Raw genomic sequence first — 16718 nt, 5'->3', positions numbered from 1 at the left:
CTGAAACTGCCGTTCTGTTTGCACCCTCGCGGGGAAGCACAACCGCGGTGACTTGAAGGGAAAGAGATTATGGGAGAGTGGAAAGAGCGCAGCCTTGCCTTGTGGAAACGCTTTGACAAGCGGCAGCGCTACATCATGCTCGGCTCGGCACTCGCAATTCTCGTACTGGTCTTCGGCCTTAGTTTCTGGTACGGCAGCAAGCCCGATATGGTTCCGCTGTTTACCGACATGGAGACCAAAGATGCGGGCGAGGTCGCGAATCAGCTGCGTGAATCGAAGATCAGCTACGAAATACAGGAGAATAAGTCGGGCACGACGATTCTCGTTCCGACGGCGAATGTGCATGAGGCTCGCCTCAACCTTGCCGTGCAGGGACTTCCGCACGGGAACAAGGGCTTTGAGATCTTCGACGACAGCAAACTCGGCGTGACCGAGTTCCAGAACCGTGTCAACTATCTGCAGGCACTGCAGGGCGAGCTGACGCGTACCATCGAGCAGATCGAGGCAGTCGATAAGGCACGTGTTCACATCGTGCTGCCCGAGGACAGCCTTTACAAAAAAGAGGAGAAGCCGGCGACGGCTTCCATTATGCTGCGCTTGAAGCCGCATGCAGAGCTGACGAAAAAGGAAATTAAAGGTATTGTCAATCTCGCAGCACACAGCATCAAGGGGCTGACGCCGGAGAACATCACCATCGTCGACGATACGGGCAAGATCCTGAATGATCCAGACGATCAGGATGAGAAGGGGCTTGGCGCAAAGACCATCACCCAGCTTGAGATGACGCGCAAGGTGCAGGACAACATCGAGAAAAAGGTGCAGACCCTGCTCGATCAGACGCTCGGGGAAGGGCGTGCATTTGCCCGCGTCAGTGTGGAGCTGGATTTTGACGACCGCTTGACAGATCGTCAGACCTTTACCCCTGTGGTAGATGATGCAGGCATCATCCGCAGCCAGCAGGACATCTCCGAGAGCTACAACGGCAGTTCGACGAATCCCGGCGGCCCTGCGGGCGTCCAGAGCAACGTCCCGGGCTATGTTGAGCAGGAGTCAAACGCGAACGCTGCCTACGAGAAAAAAGAATCCACGAAGAACTATGAGATCAACGAGGAACGCCAGCACGTAATCGCTTCCCCGGGCTCGATCCGCCGTATGACGGTTGCTGTCCTTGTCAATGACGACGTGACGCAGCCGCAGCAGGAGAGCATCCTGCGCACGGTGAGCAGCGCGGCAGGCATCAATCAGACGCGCGGCGATACGATCTCCGTTGAGCCGCTGCCGTTCAGCACGGAGGCGGCAGACCGCCGTGCGGCGGAGCTGCAGGCAGAGAAGGATCGTCAGGACCGCATCTTCTACATGCAGGTTGGCGCCGTTCTTCTCATCATTGCACTCATCGTTGCCGCGATTCTCATGTATCGCCGCAAGAAGCGTCTCGAGCGCGAGGCTGCCGAGGAGGCAAAGCGTCTCGAAGAAGAGCGCCTTGCCGAGGAGCGTGCCGCCGCAATCGCTGCCGGCGAGGTCGAGGAAGAGGATCTCTCTGAGGAGGAGCAGCAGCAGATGAACGAGAAACTCGCGCTTCTTGCGCTCATCGACAGCAAGCCTGAGGAGGTTGCGCTCCTGGTCAAGACTTGGCTTACGGAGGAGGAGTAACCATGCCGGATCTATATGGCAGCGGTGATCTGACCAACCAGCAGAAGGCGGCGATCCTCTTTATCGCCATTGGTCCTGAGTACTCCGCAAAGCTGTTTCAGCACATGGATGACGACGAGATCGAGCAGCTGACGCTTGAGATCGCCAACCAGAAGCAGGTCTCGTCCGCTCTCAAGGCGGAGGTCATCTCGGAGTTTTATTCCATGTGCATGGCACAGGACTACATCTCCTCGGGCGGTTTGCAGTATGCACAGAACGTCCTGGAAAAGGCCCTCGGTCCGGACAAGGCGCTCGAGATCATCAACCGTCTCACGACGAGTCTGCAGGTGCGTCCGTTCGACTTCCTGCGCAAGACCGACCCAGCACAGCTTATCAACTTTATCCAGAACGAGCATCCCCAGACCATCGCCCTTATCATGGCGTATCTGGAGCCAGATCAGGCAGCAGTTGTTCTCGGAGCATTGCCTCCGGAGTCTCAGGTCGAGGTCACGAAGCGTATCGCAACCATGGATCGCACCTCGCCGGACTCCATCCGCGAGGTCGAGCGTGTGCTGGAACGGAAGCTGTCGTCCATGGTAACACAGGACTTTACATCGGCAGGTGGCATCAAGGCGATTGTCGAGGTGCTCAACCGCGTCGACCGTACGACGGAGAAGGCGATTGTCGAAACCCTCGAGGTCGACAGCCCCGAGCTTGCCGAGGAGATCAAAAAGCTCATGTTCGTGTTCGAGGACATCGTCCAGATCGACGACCGCTCCCTGCAGCTTGTCCTGCGTCAGGTCGAGACCAAGGATCTCTCCCTCGCGCTCAAGGCAACGCCACAGGAAGTTGCAGAGAAAGTCTACAAGAATATGTCGACGCGTGCGGCAGATATGCTGCGCGAGGAGATCGAGTTCATGGGCCCGGTCAAGATTCGCGACGTGGAGGAGGCACAGCAGAAGGTTGTCGCCGTCATTCGCGTACTCGAGGACAAGGGCGAGATTGTGATTTCGCGCGGCAAGGGAGACGAGATGATTGTCTAGAGTTATCAAGGCCGCCATCTGGGAGGAGAACCCGCATCTCATCGACGTCCCCGCCCCCTCCGTTCCGCCGTCCGCAGATGGCATGGAGGATGGTGTCAGCGAGGAGACCGTCCAGTTCCTGCTCTCGCGCATCGAGGAGCGTGAACACGCAATTGATGTCCGCAGTAAAGAGCTGGACATGGAGATCGCCGTACGCCGCGGTGAAATCGAACAGGAGCGGGAGAAGCTTCTCAGCGAGGCGAAAGAGCAGATCGAAAAGGATCGCGAGGAGGCGCGTCAAGCGGGGCACGACGAGGGCTTTGCTGCTGGCAGAGAGGCGGGCGAGGCCGCCGTACGCGAGGAGATGGAGGATTTCATCCGCCAGACCAACGCGAAGGCGGAGAAGACCCTGCGCGATGCACACGACGCGATGCGTGACTACCTCATGCAGGCGGAGGAGGTCATCGTATCTATTGCGATGACTGCCGTGGAGCGCGTTCTTCCGCAGCATTTCATCGATGTGCCGCAGATGGTTCTGCCCATTGTGCGCGATGCCATCGAGCGCGTCAAGGATCAGAAAGAGATTGTCGTCCACGTTCCGCCGGACAGCTATGACTTTGTGCTGATGGCACGCGATGAACTGCGCAGCATTGTGACAGCGGGGGACAGCAGTCTCTCGATTACATCCGATGAGAGCCTGAAGCCGGGCGACTGCCTTGTGGAGACGCCTAACGGCAGTGTTGATGCGCGTTTGCAGACGCAGATCGAACAGCTGAAGAAGGCGGTGCGGGAAGTTATGCTATGAATACGAGTGAAACGGGGGGAAATCCCCCATTTTCCATAAATATCCATAAGTTCCAGGATGCACTCCGCGCTGCTTCACCGATGAAGCTGACGGGTAAGGTGACGCAGATCATCGGGTTGGTCATCGAGTCGCAGGGGCCGACGGTGACGGTCGGTGAGCTCTGCTATGTGAGCTCTCACTTTGCAGGGATGCCGCCCGTGCCGGCGGAGGTCGTCGGATTTCGCGAGGGGAGCGTTCTCCTCATGCCGGTCGGCGAGATGCAGGGCATCGGCCCTGGCTGCGAGGTTGTCGCAACGGGGCGCCAGCTCCGCGTGAAGGTTGGTATGGAGCTGCTCGGCCGTGTGCTTGACGGACTCGGCAATCCAATCGACGGCAAGGGCCCCATCCTCGCCAAGGAGGAGTATCCCCTGCAGGCGCCGCCGCCGCCTCCGTTGACGCGGCCGCGCATCCATGACAACCTCTACGTCGGTGTGCGCGCGATTGACGGGCTCATCACGATGGGGGACGGACAGCGCATCGGCATCATGGCGGGCTCCGGCGTTGGCAAGTCCACGCTGCTCTCCATGATTGCACGCAATACAGAGGCGGACATCAGTGTCATCACGCTCGTCGGAGAGCGCGGACGTGAGGTGCGCGATTTCATCGAGCGCGATCTCGGCGAGGAGGGTCTGAAACGCTCCGTTGTCGTGGTTGCCACCTCTGACCAGCCGGCACTCGTCCGCATCAAGGGAGCTATGACGGGAACGGCGATTGCGGAGTACTTCCGCGATCAGGGGCGCAAGGTAGTGCTCATGATGGACTCTGTAACACGTTTTGCAATGGCGCAGCGCGAGGTCGGGCTCACCATCGGCGAGCCGCCCGCGACGCGCGGCTATACTCCGTCGGTCTTCGCCATGCTGCCGCGTCTCTTAGAGCGCGCGGGCACGAGCGAAAAGGGATCCATTACGGGCATCTATACCGTGCTGGTTGACGGCGACGATATGAATGAGCCGATTGCCGATGCGGTGCGTTCGATCCTAGACGGGCATATCGTGCTCTCGCGGCGGATCGCCGCGCAGAACCATTTTCCTGCCATCGACGTACTCAGCAGCGTCAGTCGTGTCATGTATGAGGTCGTTGCGAAGAATCATCTCGAGGCGGCGCAGGAAATGCGTCAACTCATGGCCGTCTATCAGGAAGCGGAGGATCTCATCCACATCGGTGCGTACGTCAAGGGCTCCAGCCCGAAGATCGACGCCGCAATCCAGAAGATCGACGGCATCAACGACTTTCTCTGTCAGGGCATCTACGAGGTGACTTCCTACGCGGAGACGGAGCAGCAGCTCATCGGCCTGACAGGGAAAGAAACGTCCGCAAATGAGGCGGCATCATGAAAAAATTTCGCTTTCAGCTCGAGACCTTGCTCAAGGTGACGCGCATGAAGAAGGAAGAGGCGGAGGTCGCCTTTGCCAAAGCTGTGCGAGCTCTGGAGGAGGAACGTGCCTATCAGCGGCAGCTGCTCGAGGAGATGGCACAGGGACAGCGTGACTACGAGAAGATCTCCAAGGAGGGCACGCACATCAAGATCGGTCGGCTCATGAGTTTTAACCAATTCTTTGGATGGAAACGGCAGCAGATCGAAGATCAGCAGCAGGTGATCCTGCGGGCGAACGCCGTGCGCCAGAAAGCACTGAAAGTACTGATGGAGCAGATGAGCGCGCTCAAGAGCATTGAGAAACTAAGGGAAAAACGCCTTGCCGAGTACAAGGCGGAGGCACTGCGGGAAGAGCAGAAGATGCTTGATGAGATCGGCCTGCAGCTGACCATGCGCAATAGGGAATGGGAGGAAGCCGTATGATAGATCTTTCGGGCATTCAGCAGATTCAGGCGCGCATCGCCGAGATCGAGGGAGAATTCAACCTCAAACAGCAGAATCTCCCGGGGTTGGATTTCGCTTCAAAACTCCAGCAGGAGATCGATAAGAACACGGCTGCGGCGGCGTCCAAAGCACAGGCTGCGCAGCGTGTTGACGGGACAAAGCCCGTTGCATCACCGACGCACGCGGAGAAGGCAGGAAAGGCGGATCTGGCCAATCCCGACCTCACGCAGATGATTCATCAGGCGGCACAGAAGTACCACGTCGACCCAAAACTCGTTTCGGCCGTCGCCGAGGTCGAGTCGGGCGGACATCAGGATGCCGTCTCTCCTGCGGGCGCGGTCGGCGTCATGCAGCTCATGCCGGAGACTGCCGCCGGGCTTGGGGTTGACCCGTACAGTGCGGAGGGCAATGTTGAGGGCGGCGCGAAGTATCTGAGCGAGTTGATGAACACCTTCGGCGGCGATGTGAAAAAGGCGGTTGCTGCCTACAACGCAGGACCCAATGCGGTAAAGGCATACGGCGGCGTACCTCCCTATGCGGAGACGCAGGATTACGTGAATCGCGTTCTCGATATATACCGCTAATCGGATGAGATGGGCAGGATAAGGGGAAGAGAAAGAGGGCAGGAAATCCATGCGGAAAAAACTGAAGATCCTATTGGTGCTGATCTTAATCCTCGTGCTGATTGTAGGCGGATTTGCTCTCGGCGTCTATCTCCGTCTCTTTGATACGAAGGAGCTCAACGAGGAGTATAAACTCCATGAGCTGCCTGTGGTCGGTGAGTACTTTGTGCCGCCGGCGGAGAGCGAGGAAGAGAGTTCGCAGTCCTCGTCCGCATCGTCTTCGACGACGAGCACGGCAACGAAGCAAAAGAAGGTACCGGAGAGCGTCAAGATCACCAAAGAGGAAATCGAAAAGCAGCAGAAGGAACGCGAGACGGCAGAGAAGAAGCGAATCACGAAGCTCGCTCGCCTCTACAACGATATGAAACCGGCGGATGCTGCCAAGGTCATGGAGTCGCTCGACATCAATCTCTGCATTGCCATTCTCCAGCGTATGGACGAAGGAAATGCGGCGAAGGTGCTGACGGAGTTCGAGCCTGACCGTGCGGCGCAGATCACACAGATCATGTATGAGGGCGCACCGCGCCGTGCGACGACACGTCGCAATGCTCCTGTGCCGGGTGAGGCAGAGGAAAGTGCTGTCCCCGGAGAAGCGCAGAGCGCACCGCCAGAACAATAATACACTGATGAAGATGCAGTGCTGAGTGAATCGACACTGCCGCAGAGGGTCAATGGGAGAGCCTGTGAAGCTGCTGGAAGGAATCGCTGAATCGAGCGGTGCTGCCCAAGCTCTTCGCAGGCTTTTTGGAAGTCTGTCCGTGGGCATGGTCAAACTTCCGTTAGGGGGTATACGCTTGCACCGCATATTTTTACTGGCCGCCGCACTTCTCATCGGGATGCTCGGCGTCCTCCTTCCCGCAGGGACAGCAGATGCCGCGTTCAGCGACCGGACAAAGGATATGGCGAAGATCACGGGCATCCGCATTGGACGCACCGAGGGGAATGTCCGCATCGTGGTGGACTCTGATCATCCCGTCACCTATCGGCAGTTTGTCCTAGCGAACCCGACACGCGTTGTACTGGACGTTCAAAATGCGTGGATCATGCCAGAGGCAAAGAAAAACGTTTCGGTGAATTCGCCCCTCGTTTCGGGGGTCCGCGCCGCACAGTTCGATGAGAAAACGGTGCGCATCGTGGTGGATACGACCGTCGGGAAGGACGGCTGGAAGGTGTTCTCCCTCGATGGTGGAAAGCCGCGCATCGTCCTAGACTTTGGCCGTACACCGAAGGCCACAGCGGGGACGAAGGCACCGCCTGCAAAGCCTGCTCCGACGCAGCAGCCGACCAAACCGGTGAAGCCAGCACCGCCCAAGACGACGCCTCCCTCAGATCAACGGGATGGCGACCATACGGGCGATGATGTCGGCCATGATATCTCCGACATCATCGGACTCAAGGGGAAGAAGATCGCCATTGACCCCGGTCATGGGGGCAGCGACTCAGGCGCGATTGGTCCGACGGGAGTCATGGAGAAGAATGTGACGATGCGCGTCAGCCGTGAGCTGAAGCGTCTCCTTGAGGCAGAGGGCGCAACGGTTGTGCTCACACGCACGACGGATACGGAAGTCTCTGACAAGGGAGCAAATGCTACGGCCGTCGAGGAACTGGAGGCGCGCTGCGAGATCGCAAATCGCGCGAATGCGGATATCTTCCTTTCGATTCATGCTGATGCGTTTACCAATCGCGAGGTCAAGGGGACGACGGCGTACTACTATGCAAAGGCATCGGAGAAATCCAAACGTCTTGCTGACAGTGTGCGTCTGGCACTCATCGACGCCATCGGCACACTCGACCGCGGCACGCAGACCTGCAATTTCTACGTCGTGAAGCATACGGATATGCCCGCCACACTCGTGGAGATCTCCTTCATCTCGAACGCAGATGAGGAGCGGATGATGAACAGTGAGGAGGGCGTCAAAAATATCGCGCGCGGCATTGCGGACGGGATTGCAGACTATTTTGGATGATTGATGAGAGGGGAGGGAGACCTTGAAGGAGGTTCACGGCTATCCGGCACGTGCACGGCAGTTCTTTATCGTGCTCTTTCCCATACTGATCACGCAGATTTCCCTCATGGCACCGGGATTCTTCAATACGGTCATGGCGGGACACATCAGCAAGGAGGATCTCGCGGGTGTTGCCGTCGGCGCGAGCATCTTCTTCCCCGTATTCGGTGCATTCATCGGACTGATTTCGGGACTCACTCCTATCATTGCACAGCACTACGGGGCAGGGCACACGCGTGAGATTCGGAGCGTCGTTCAGCAGAGCTTCTGCTGGGCGACGCTCCTTGCTGTACTGCTCTATGCAATCGGCGCACTCACCGTTCCTCATCTCGTGCACGCACTCGCGCTCGAGCCCGTGGTGGAGGGGATCACCCTGCGCTATCTCTCCTACATTGGTTGGGGGGTCATCCCCATTGCCGTGGCGAGCGTCCTGCGCAACCTCATCGATGCGCATGGGCGGACGCGATTAACCATGCTCATCACCATGACGACCGTGCCGCTCAACATCGTACTCAATTACATCTTCATGTACGGCGCGTGCGGCGTCCCCGCCTTCGGCGGAGCAGGTGCAGGACTGGGGGCGGCGCTCAGCTACTGTGTCAATCTCATCCTCAACATCGTCGTCACACTGCGTATGGCGCAGTTCCGCCGCTATCGCGTCTTTTCGCATCTGCCGCGCCCTGCACTCGGAACATGGCGGGCACTGCTTGCCATCTGCGTCCCCATCGGGCTGACGGTATTTTGTGAGCAGAGCATCTTCGGCGCGGTCGGCCTTTTGATGGCGGCGTACGGGACGACGGTGCTTGCGGCGCATCAGGCGGCGATGAATTTCACCACCATCGTCTATATGCTGCCGCTCTCCGTCTCCATGGCGATTACGATTCTCGTCGGCTATGAGATCGGCGGCGGCCGCGAGAGCGGTGCGCGCGCCTACATCCGCCTCAGCCGCGTACTCACGCTGCTCTTCGTCGGTGTCGTTGCACTCGTCCTCGCAGCCATGCGCGATACGGTCGCCGCGCTCTACACGACGGATCCCGCCGTACAGGAGCTGCTGCAGGTGTTTCTTCTCTACGCGCTCCTCATGCAGTTCAGCGACTGTGTCAATGCGCCGCTGCAGGGGGCGCTGCGCGGGTACAAGGACGTGACGGTGACGTTCTGGCTCGCCATTCTGTCCTTCTGGGGGATCGGACTGCCGAGTGGGTATCTGCTCGCGCTGTATACCAATCTCGGTCCGTATGGCTACTGGGCGGGGCTGATCGGCGGGATCGTCGTCGGCGCGGTGCTCCTCATGATCCGCCTGCGCATCATCGAGCAGCGGATGCGCAGAACGATGCAGGCCGAGCAGTCATAAAGGCTGTGCTCTGTGAAAAAATCCTATTGAATTTACCCTGAAATATGGTATGATAATGCAAATGGAACGGAGGATTCGGTATATAATCTCTTCGTAGGATTGATGTGACATAGCTGTGTGATTTTTTTCACTTTATGAGAAGGGGATTTGTCATGGCAGATCAGAAGCATGTTGTCATCGTTGGTGCGGGGTTTGGCGGAGTGCACCTTGCCAAGGAGCTGGCACAGGAGAACGTGCGCATTACGCTCGTTGACCGTCACAACTACCATCTGTTTCAGCCGCTGCTCTATCAGGTGAGTACAGCGGTGCTCTCTGCATCTGAGATTGCCTATCCGACGCGTGCGTTTTTCCGGAACAACAACAATGTTAATTTCTTTATGGCAAAAGCGACGGGTGTCGATCAGGGGCGGCACGTGCTGCTGACGGATCACGGCGAGATCTCTTACGATTATCTCGTCCTTGCGGCGGGCGGCACGACGAACTTCTTCGGGAATGAGAGCGTTGCGCGCAACTCCTACGGCATGAAAACGCTGCAGGAGGCGATTGCCCTGCGCGGACACATTGTGCATGAGTTCGAGCGTGCCTCGAAGAAGACCGATCCCTCTCATACGGAAGAGCGCCTTCGCCACCTCAACTTCGTCATCGTCGGCGGCGGTGCGACGGGCATCGAGATGGCAGGTGCGATCATGGAGCTCATCGGCGTATTCAAGAAAGAGTTCCATAACATTGATTTCTCCGAGGTGCACGTTACGCTGCTTGAAGCGATGGGCTCCGTCCTGCCGATGGTGCCGCCCGATCTGCAGCAGCACACCATCGACGTCCTGCGCAAGAAGGGCGTCGATGTCCGCCTCAATACAGCGGTGACGGCGTATGACGGCAACGATCTCGTCCTCAAGGATGGAGAGATCATTTCAACGAAGACCGTGATCTGGGCGGCAGGCGTGCGTGCGCAGGACTTCATCAAGGACTGCGGCGGCGAGGTTGACCGCGCGGGGCGCATCATTGTCGAGGAGAACCTTCTCGTAAAGGGCAGCGACTGTGTCTTCGCGATCGGCGACTGCGCGAACTTCCAGCACGGAACGGAGCGTCCGCTCCCGACAGTCGCCCCCGTGGCGACGCAGGAGGCAATGCAGGTCAAGGCGAACATCATGGCACTCATCAGTGGGAAGATGCCCGACCAGCTCGGCAAGTTTGTCTACCATGACCTTGGCGCGATGGCGACCATCGGCAGGGGCGAGGCGGTCATGAACGGACCAATGCCCGTACTTGGATTCAATCTCAAGGCAAGCGGCTTCTTTGCGTGGTTTGCGTGGATGCTTGTCCATCTCATCCGACTTGCTGGAAAATATGCAGACTTTACCGTTTCTATCAAGTGGATCTGGAACTTCTTTTTCGGCACGCGTCTTGCCCGCATCATTCACAGCAAGCTGGAGTAGGACTTGCGCATATTAATATTTTATGCTATACTTGCGCGGTAATGAACGCAGGGCGTTTGTTTCCATACGTAAGAAATCACGGATCCGTAAAGCCGCTCAAATGGGCTTCGTATGGGTTTGTGCTTCCTTCACCCGTTCTCGGCGAGACAGTCGAGTTCAACCAAGCGCACATAAGGGTGCTTGTATCCGGCAAAAGAAACGAGGTGTATTAACATGAAAGAAGGCATTCATCCCGAGTACTTCGAGGCGACGGTGACGTGTGGCTGCGGCAATACGTTCACGACCGGTTCGACGAAGAAGGATCTGCGTATCGATGTCTGCTCGAAGTGCCATCCGTTCTTCACGGGGCGTCAGCGTGACGTTCAGGCGGGCGGACGCATCGAGAAGTTCCAGAAGCGCTATGCAAAGAAATAGTGACGGCGGTGAGGTGCACTGCACCTTGCCTCTTCACTGCACGAAAACTAGGAGGAGGCCATTGTACGAGAGATCGTGCAATGGTCTTTTTTATGTGACAAAGGAAAACTATGCCAAAGAAAATGACAGATCTTGCCGTCGGGGGTCAGGCGGTCATTGAGGGGGTAATGATGCGCAATGCATCAAAGACAGCGACCGCCGTGCGCCTGCCAAGCGGTGACATCGATGTCGAGACACGTACCGTTTCCTCTATCCGCGAGCGTTATCCCATCCTCAACCTGCCGCTCGTGCGCGGCTCGGTCATCATGGTGGAGTCGCTCATCATCGGGATGCGCGCACTCTCCTTTTCAGCACAGGCGGCGGGTGAGGAGAACGAGCAGATGACGAAGAAGGAAATCGCGATGACAATCCTCTTTGCCCTCGTCCTTGCGAGCATCCTCTTTATCGTTATCCCGACCGGAGCGGCACACCTCGCGGCAGCATATACGGATGATCCCATCGTATTCAACCTCATTGAGGGAGGTATCCGCCTTCTGGTGTTCCTCCTCTATATCTGGGGGATTTCCTTTATGGGCGGCATTCGCCGCGTGTTCCAATACCACGGTGCGGAGCACAAGACGATCCACTGCTACGAGGCAGGAGAGGCACTGACCGTGAAGAACGTGCAGAAATTTCCGCGTCTGCATCCGCGCTGCGGAACAAACTTTCTGCTCATTGTCATGGTGGTCGCCATCGTCTTTCACGTTTTCTTCGGCTGGCCTGATCTCTGGCTGCGTATCCTGAGCCGCCTTGCGATCCTGCCTGTCGTGGCGGGTGCCTCCTACGAGATCATCCGCTTTGCAGGACGCAGTGAGAATCGCCTTGTGCACATCCTCATCACGCCCGGACTGTGGCTGCAGTACTTGACGACGCGCCCGCCCGCCGATGAGATGGTCGAGGTGGCGATCGAGTCGCTGAAGGCTGTGCTGCCGGCAGAGGATATCCCCGCGGGCAGTGGAAATTATCGGAATGAGCATAAGGAGACAACGTGCTAAGCAAACTTGCTGCAGTAGAAGATAAATACCGTGAGCTTGAGACACTGCTGAGCGATCCGTCCGTGATGGCGGATATGGCGGTGTGGCAGCGTTACACACGCGAGCACGCGGCGCTTACGCCGATCGTCGAGGCGTACCAATCCTACCGACGGGCGCTGGCCACCATTGATGAGGATAAGGAGATGCTCGCCGAGGCCGATGCCGAGATGAAGGCGATGCTCACGGAGGAGATCGCAGAGGCGGAGGCAGAGCGCGATCGTCTCGCCGCCGAGCTGCCGATTCTCCTCCTGCCGCGCGACCCGAACGACGATAAGAATGTCATCGTCGAGATTCGCGGCGGCGTGGGCGGCGAGGAGGCGGCGCTCTTTGCCGCGAGCCTCTTTCGCATGTATGCACGCTATGCCGAGCGACAGGGATGGCGTACCGAGGTGCTCAGCAGCAATCCGACGGAGATCGGCGGATTCAAGGAGATCACCTTTCTCGTCAGCGGTGCCGGCGCATACAGCAAACTCAAGTATGAGAGCGGGACGCATCGCGTCCAGCGCATTCCTGTCACGGAGTCCGGCGGGCGCATCCACACCTCGGCGGTGACCGTCGCCGTCCTGCCCGAGGCAGAGGAGGTCGAGGTGACCATCGATCCGAACGATCTGCGCATCGACACCTACTGTGCGTCGGGTGCGGGCGGGCAGTATGTCAACCGTACGGAGACGGCGATCCGCATCACGCATATCCCGACGGGTATCGTCGTTCAGTGTCAGGACGAGAAATCCCAGCTGAAAAATCGCGAGAAGGCGATGAAGGTACTGCGGGCGCGTCTCTACGACCGTGCACAGCAGGAGCAGGCAGATGCCGTTGCGGCCGACCGCCGCAGCCAGGTGGGCTCGGGCGACCGCAGCGAACGCATCCGCACCTACAATTTCCCGCAGGGACGCGTGACCGATCACCGTATCGGACTGACGCTCTATAAAATTGATGCAGTGATGGACGGCGAGCTGGATGAGCTGCTGGCGGGGCTGATTACGGCCGATCAGGCAGAACGTCTGAAACAGGTGAACTGATGGCGCAGCGTGTATGGACAATACAGGAACTGCTGACGTGGACAACGGATTTTTTCCGCACGCGCGGCATAGAGACATCGCGCCTCGATGCCGAGGTGCTGCTCGCTGCCGTGCTCGGTCGGGATCGCATGTATCTCTATGTGCATTTTGACGAGCCGCTCGAGCCTGCGGAACTGGCAACGTTTCGCAGCTATGTGAAGGAGCGCGGGGCGCACGTGCCGATTGCCTACATATTGGGCAGACGCGAGTTCATGGGGCTGGCCTTCCGCGTCACGCGCGATACGCTCATCCCGCGTCCCGATACGGAGATTCTGGCGCAGTTCGCCGTGGATACCCTGCGTGCACGAGCAGAGGCAGGGGCGGGGGAGCTGCGCTTTGCCGATATCGGCACGGGGACGGGGGCAATCGCGCTCTCCGTCCTGCACCATACGGAGGGGACGCGCGCAGATGCCGTGGACATCTCTCCCGCTGCCGCGGCAGTTGCCGCAGAGAACGCGGCAACGTTGGGACTGACGGAGCGCATCGAGGTACTGACGGGTGACCTCACGGCGCCGCTCTTCGGACGCAGCTATGCTATGATCCTGTCCAATCCGCCGTATATCCCATCTGCTGATGTAAAAACCCTGATGGAGGATGTGCAGGCGTATGAGCCGCATCTCGCACTTGACGGTGGAGCAGACGGGCTCGCCGTCTATCGTCGCCACCTGCGGGATGCGCCTGACCTCCTGACGGAGGGCGGCGTCCTCGCCGTTGAGGTGGGCGTACATGAGGCAGCGGACGTTGCGGCACTCATGGCGGCGCATCCGCGCATCGTGCGGACAAAGACACTCCGCGATCTGGCGGGGATTGAGCGCGTGGTCGTTGGAGAGACCATTTGATTCTGTCGATAGCGGAGGATTCGCCGGTAGGCAGTATATGATCTGTTGAAGGAGGGAAAACGTGAAGACGGAGATTCTTCGCCCCACATCCACGGAGCATTTTGCGCGTGCCGCAGCGTTGATCCGCGACGGACAGCTGGTCGCATTCCCCACGGAGACGGTCTATGGACTCGGCGCCAATGGGCTCGATGCAGCGGCGTGTGCGCGGATCTACGAGGCGAAGGGACGTCCCTCCGATAATCCGCTCATCCTCCATATCGCCGATCTCTCCATGCTGCACGAGGCGGCAGAGGATGTGCCGCCCGCCGCCGCACATTTGCTTACGGCATTCGCGCCGGGCCCCATCACCGTCATCGTGCCGAAAGCCGCACATATTCCTCCGCTGGTCACGGGCGGGCTGGCAACGGTCGGCGTGCGTTGTCCTGCGCATGATGTGGCACGTCGACTCATCCGCGCGGCGGGGGTGCCGATTGCTGCACCCTCGGCGAACATCTCGGGGCGTCCGAGCCCGACGACGGCAGCGATGACGGCGGCAGATATGATGGGGCGGATTCCGCTCATCCTCGATGGCGGCAGCTGTTCTTGGGGGGTAGAGTCCACCATCGTCGACTGCACGGAGGAGGGCTGCATCACCATCCTCCGCCCCGGTGCGGTGACCCCTGAGATGATCTCCGCCGAGCTGCCGCATCTCACCGTCCGCATGGATGCGGCCCTCGTTTCGGCGGATACCGCGCCGCGTGCCCCCGGCATGAAGTACACACACTACGCGCCGCGCGTGCCGCTCACGGTCTTTGCAGGGGCGGGGACGGATGTCGTCAGGGCACTGCGGATAGAGATCGAGCGCCGTATGGCGGCAGGCGAGCGGCCTGCGCTGATCGCGAGCAACGATACCATCATGGCCCTCAGTGGACTCCTGCCTGCGGCGTATACCTACTACTGCGGCGCGCGTGGCAATCAGAGTACGCTTGCCGCCTGTCTCTACGATGCACTGCGCCATTTTGACGATACGGATGCCACCTCGCTTCTGGCGGAGGGAACCGGTTCGGTCGGACTCGGGATTGCGATCATGAACCGTCTGCGTAAGGCGAGCGGGGGCAACATCATCTATGTTTGAACAGGAAGTCGCTGAATAAAGGAATCGCTGATAAAATGAAGTCCGTCAGATTGGCGTAGATTTTTTTGTCCGAACAAGGAGGAAAACCGGACGCATAGCCAAAGCTATGTGGAGGATTTTCCGACGAAGTGCGGGCAAAAAAGATGCGCTAAGATGGCGGTGCTGAATTTATCAGTGCTTCCTAAAGAAAGTGCCGCCATTACAGCATTGACGGCAGAGAAACGAAAGAACCGACAGCCGCTCTGTTTCGAGCAAGCTGCCGGTCATTTGGCAATCATAAATGTGTTTCCACGTCCTTATTCAGTTGTGTTTGCTTTTTGCCGCACAGATCACCGCGTGTGTCTGCACAGCCGCATATTGTACGTTCAGCTGAAACCGTTTTGGAGATCTCTGTATCATCCAAGTTGCGCGCGTGGTTTTCGAAAAATGAATCGTACAGTAACACGAGTGTCGTCTGCTCACACTACCCGAGGACGACCGGACCTAGACGGTTCTCATGAGATGATGCCAACGGAGCACCTGCCGATGCAGGCTCAGTTCTTCTTCAAAGATGCATACTGCTCAGGAGACGATACCGCCCTGCCGAAGAATTTGTGTCAATAGACATTCTCCTTTCCAGCATTTATGACCAAGGAGATATATCTCTTTTCTGAATTTATCATATCATAAATAAACTGGAAATGCAATAGATTTTTACAAGGAAAACAATGCGGAAAGGTCTGAATTGATGTATAATTCATGTAGATAGAATTGCTCAGTGGGCTCTTTGTGATGGAGGGGATGCAATTGCTTTCTGCACTTCTCGATTTCCTCTTCCCGCCGCGCTGTCCATCCTGTCACGCCTGTGTAGAGCGGCAGGGATTCTGCCCGGCGTGTGCGCGGCAGCTCATCGGCATGCGCCGCATGATGGAGATGGGCGTGATGGCGGAAGATCTGACGGGCGTCTGGGTCCTAGCGCACTATCGTGACGGTATCCGTGATCTTTTGCGCGCGCTGAAATATCACCGAAAGATGGCAGTGCTTGACAATCTGCGTACGATTCTCGCTGCGGGGGAGGAGGTACTGGAGGAGCTGCCGCCGTCCCTTATCGCCGTTCCCGTCCCACTTGCACCACAGCGGCAGAAAGAGCGCGGCTTTAACCAGACAGAGGAGATCTTTGCTCCGTGGTTTGCGTCGTATGGCATCCCTTTTGAACCTATTCTTGTCCGCACGCGTGAGACGATGCCGCTCTATGAGATGACACGTACGGAGCGGCGACAGGAACTGCGCAGCGCGTTCGCCCTCGTACATGGTGCAGATGTGCAAGGGAAGGATCTCCTGCTCGTGGATGATATCATGACGACGGGGGCAACGCTGACGGAGTGTGCGCACGTTCTGCGGCACGGCGGAGCACGACGTGTCTATGCAATTGCACTCGCGGGGGAACATCGCTGAGTCCTTCCTTGTCAAATGGACAGAAATGCTCTATAATTCACTCTATGATAAAGGGG

Annotated in this window: 16 protein-coding genes; all 16 read left to right on the top strand. The window is 58.3% G+C overall.

Annotated elements, in window-relative coordinates:
• The first annotated feature begins 69 nt into the window (after positions 1–69).
• The 16 genes from fliF (at position 70) to C1713_RS05465 (ending at position 16662) form a co-directional block, all read left to right on the top strand.
• Positions 70–1650 carry a flagellar basal-body MS-ring/collar protein FliF gene (gene fliF / locus C1713_RS05545; protein ID WP_009753973.1) on the top strand — a complete coding sequence of 527 codons (1581 nt, stop codon included), beginning with the start codon at positions 70–72 and terminating at the stop codon, positions 1648–1650.
• 2 nt (positions 1651–1652) lie between these two features.
• Entirely contained in the window at positions 1653–2672 is a 1020-nt protein-coding gene (gene fliG, locus C1713_RS05540) for a flagellar motor switch protein FliG (RefSeq protein ID WP_050341465.1), read from the top strand.
• Positions 2665–3456: a FliH/SctL family protein gene (locus C1713_RS05535; RefSeq protein ID WP_102493291.1), complete on the top strand. Its 792-nt coding sequence runs from the start codon at positions 2665–2667 to the stop codon at positions 3454–3456. Before fliG ends, C1713_RS05535 begins: the two co-directional genes overlap by 8 nt.
• Positions 3453–4829 carry a flagellar protein export ATPase FliI gene (gene fliI / locus C1713_RS05530; protein ID WP_009753976.1) on the top strand — a complete coding sequence of 459 codons (1377 nt, stop codon included), beginning with the start codon at positions 3453–3455 and terminating at the stop codon, positions 4827–4829. The genes C1713_RS05535 and fliI overlap by 4 nt, the downstream gene beginning before the upstream one ends.
• Positions 4826–5293, top strand: coding sequence for a flagellar export protein FliJ (gene fliJ, locus C1713_RS05525; protein WP_009753977.1), 468 nt, complete (start codon positions 4826–4828; stop codon positions 5291–5293). The genes fliI and fliJ overlap by 4 nt, the downstream gene beginning before the upstream one ends.
• Positions 5290–5898 carry a lytic transglycosylase domain-containing protein gene (locus C1713_RS05520; protein ID WP_009753978.1) on the top strand — a complete coding sequence of 203 codons (609 nt, stop codon included), beginning with the start codon at positions 5290–5292 and terminating at the stop codon, positions 5896–5898. Before fliJ ends, C1713_RS05520 begins: the two co-directional genes overlap by 4 nt.
• Before the next feature lie 49 nt (positions 5899–5947).
• Positions 5948–6556 carry a MotE family protein gene (locus C1713_RS05515; RefSeq protein ID WP_009753979.1) on the top strand — a complete coding sequence of 203 codons (609 nt, stop codon included), beginning with the start codon at positions 5948–5950 and terminating at the stop codon, positions 6554–6556.
• A 175-nt stretch (positions 6557–6731) separates the two neighbouring features.
• The gene (locus tag C1713_RS05510; protein ID WP_102493290.1) at positions 6732–7904 is read left to right on the top strand and encodes an N-acetylmuramoyl-L-alanine amidase; all 1173 of its coding nucleotides are present in this window, start codon (positions 6732–6734) and stop codon (positions 7902–7904) included.
• 22 nt (positions 7905–7926) lie between these two features.
• Entirely contained in the window at positions 7927–9294 is a 1368-nt protein-coding gene (locus tag C1713_RS05505; RefSeq protein WP_061946236.1) for an MATE family efflux transporter, read from the top strand.
• 152 nt (positions 9295–9446) lie between these two features.
• Positions 9447–10730, top strand: coding sequence for an NAD(P)/FAD-dependent oxidoreductase (locus tag C1713_RS05500; RefSeq protein ID WP_102493289.1), 1284 nt, complete (start codon positions 9447–9449; stop codon positions 10728–10730).
• A 213-nt stretch (positions 10731–10943) separates the two neighbouring features.
• Positions 10944–11144, top strand: coding sequence for a 50S ribosomal protein L31 (gene rpmE, locus C1713_RS05495; protein ID WP_009753984.1), 201 nt, complete (start codon positions 10944–10946; stop codon positions 11142–11144).
• Between the two features lie 110 nt (positions 11145–11254).
• Positions 11255–12178, top strand: a complete 924-nt coding sequence (locus C1713_RS05490) for a DUF1385 domain-containing protein (protein WP_102493288.1) — start codon at positions 11255–11257, stop codon at positions 12176–12178.
• Positions 12172–13236 (top strand): peptide chain release factor 1, encoded by a 1065-nt coding sequence (prfA, locus tag C1713_RS05485; protein ID WP_102493287.1) that lies wholly within the window; start codon positions 12172–12174, stop codon positions 13234–13236. Before C1713_RS05490 ends, prfA begins: the two co-directional genes overlap by 7 nt.
• A complete protein-coding gene (prmC, locus tag C1713_RS05480) occupies positions 13236–14114 on the top strand; it encodes a peptide chain release factor N(5)-glutamine methyltransferase (RefSeq protein ID WP_102493286.1) in 879 nt (292 codons plus the stop codon). Before prfA ends, prmC begins: the two co-directional genes overlap by 1 nt.
• Positions 14115–14175: 61 nt before the next feature.
• Positions 14176–15228 (top strand): L-threonylcarbamoyladenylate synthase, encoded by a 1053-nt coding sequence (locus C1713_RS05475; RefSeq protein ID WP_102493285.1) that lies wholly within the window; start codon positions 14176–14178, stop codon positions 15226–15228.
• A gap of 786 nt (positions 15229–16014) precedes the next feature.
• Positions 16015–16662: a ComF family protein gene (locus tag C1713_RS05465; RefSeq protein WP_245871000.1), complete on the top strand. Its 648-nt coding sequence runs from the start codon at positions 16015–16017 to the stop codon at positions 16660–16662.
• Positions 16663–16718: the final 56 nt, after the last annotated feature.

It is taken from the genome of Centipeda felix (genome assembly GCF_900186465.1).
Lineage (GTDB): Bacteria > Bacillota > Negativicutes > Selenomonadales > Selenomonadaceae > Centipeda > Centipeda felix.
The sequence above is the reverse complement of the archived record's forward strand: the minus strand, read 5'-3'. Positions and strand labels throughout refer to the sequence as shown.

Coding starts and splice junctions, on each gene's coding strand:
- rpmE (WP_009753984.1), top strand. CDS start 10,944: ATGAAAGAAGGCATTCATCCCGAGTACTTCGAGGCGACGGTGACGTGT.
- prmC (WP_102493286.1), top strand. CDS start 13,236: ATGGCGCAGCGTGTATGGACAATACAGGAACTGCTGACGTGGACAACG.
- fliF (WP_009753973.1), top strand. CDS start 70: ATGGGAGAGTGGAAAGAGCGCAGCCTTGCCTTGTGGAAACGCTTTGAC.
- C1713_RS05515 (WP_009753979.1), top strand. CDS start 5,948: ATGCGGAAAAAACTGAAGATCCTATTGGTGCTGATCTTAATCCTCGTG.
- fliJ (WP_009753977.1), top strand. CDS start 4,826: ATGAAAAAATTTCGCTTTCAGCTCGAGACCTTGCTCAAGGTGACGCGC.
- fliG (WP_050341465.1), top strand. CDS start 1,653: ATGCCGGATCTATATGGCAGCGGTGATCTGACCAACCAGCAGAAGGCG.
- C1713_RS05490 (WP_102493288.1), top strand. CDS start 11,255: ATGCCAAAGAAAATGACAGATCTTGCCGTCGGGGGTCAGGCGGTCATT.
- fliI (WP_009753976.1), top strand. CDS start 3,453: ATGAATACGAGTGAAACGGGGGGAAATCCCCCATTTTCCATAAATATC.
- C1713_RS05520 (WP_009753978.1), top strand. CDS start 5,290: ATGATAGATCTTTCGGGCATTCAGCAGATTCAGGCGCGCATCGCCGAG.
- C1713_RS05500 (WP_102493289.1), top strand. CDS start 9,447: ATGGCAGATCAGAAGCATGTTGTCATCGTTGGTGCGGGGTTTGGCGGA.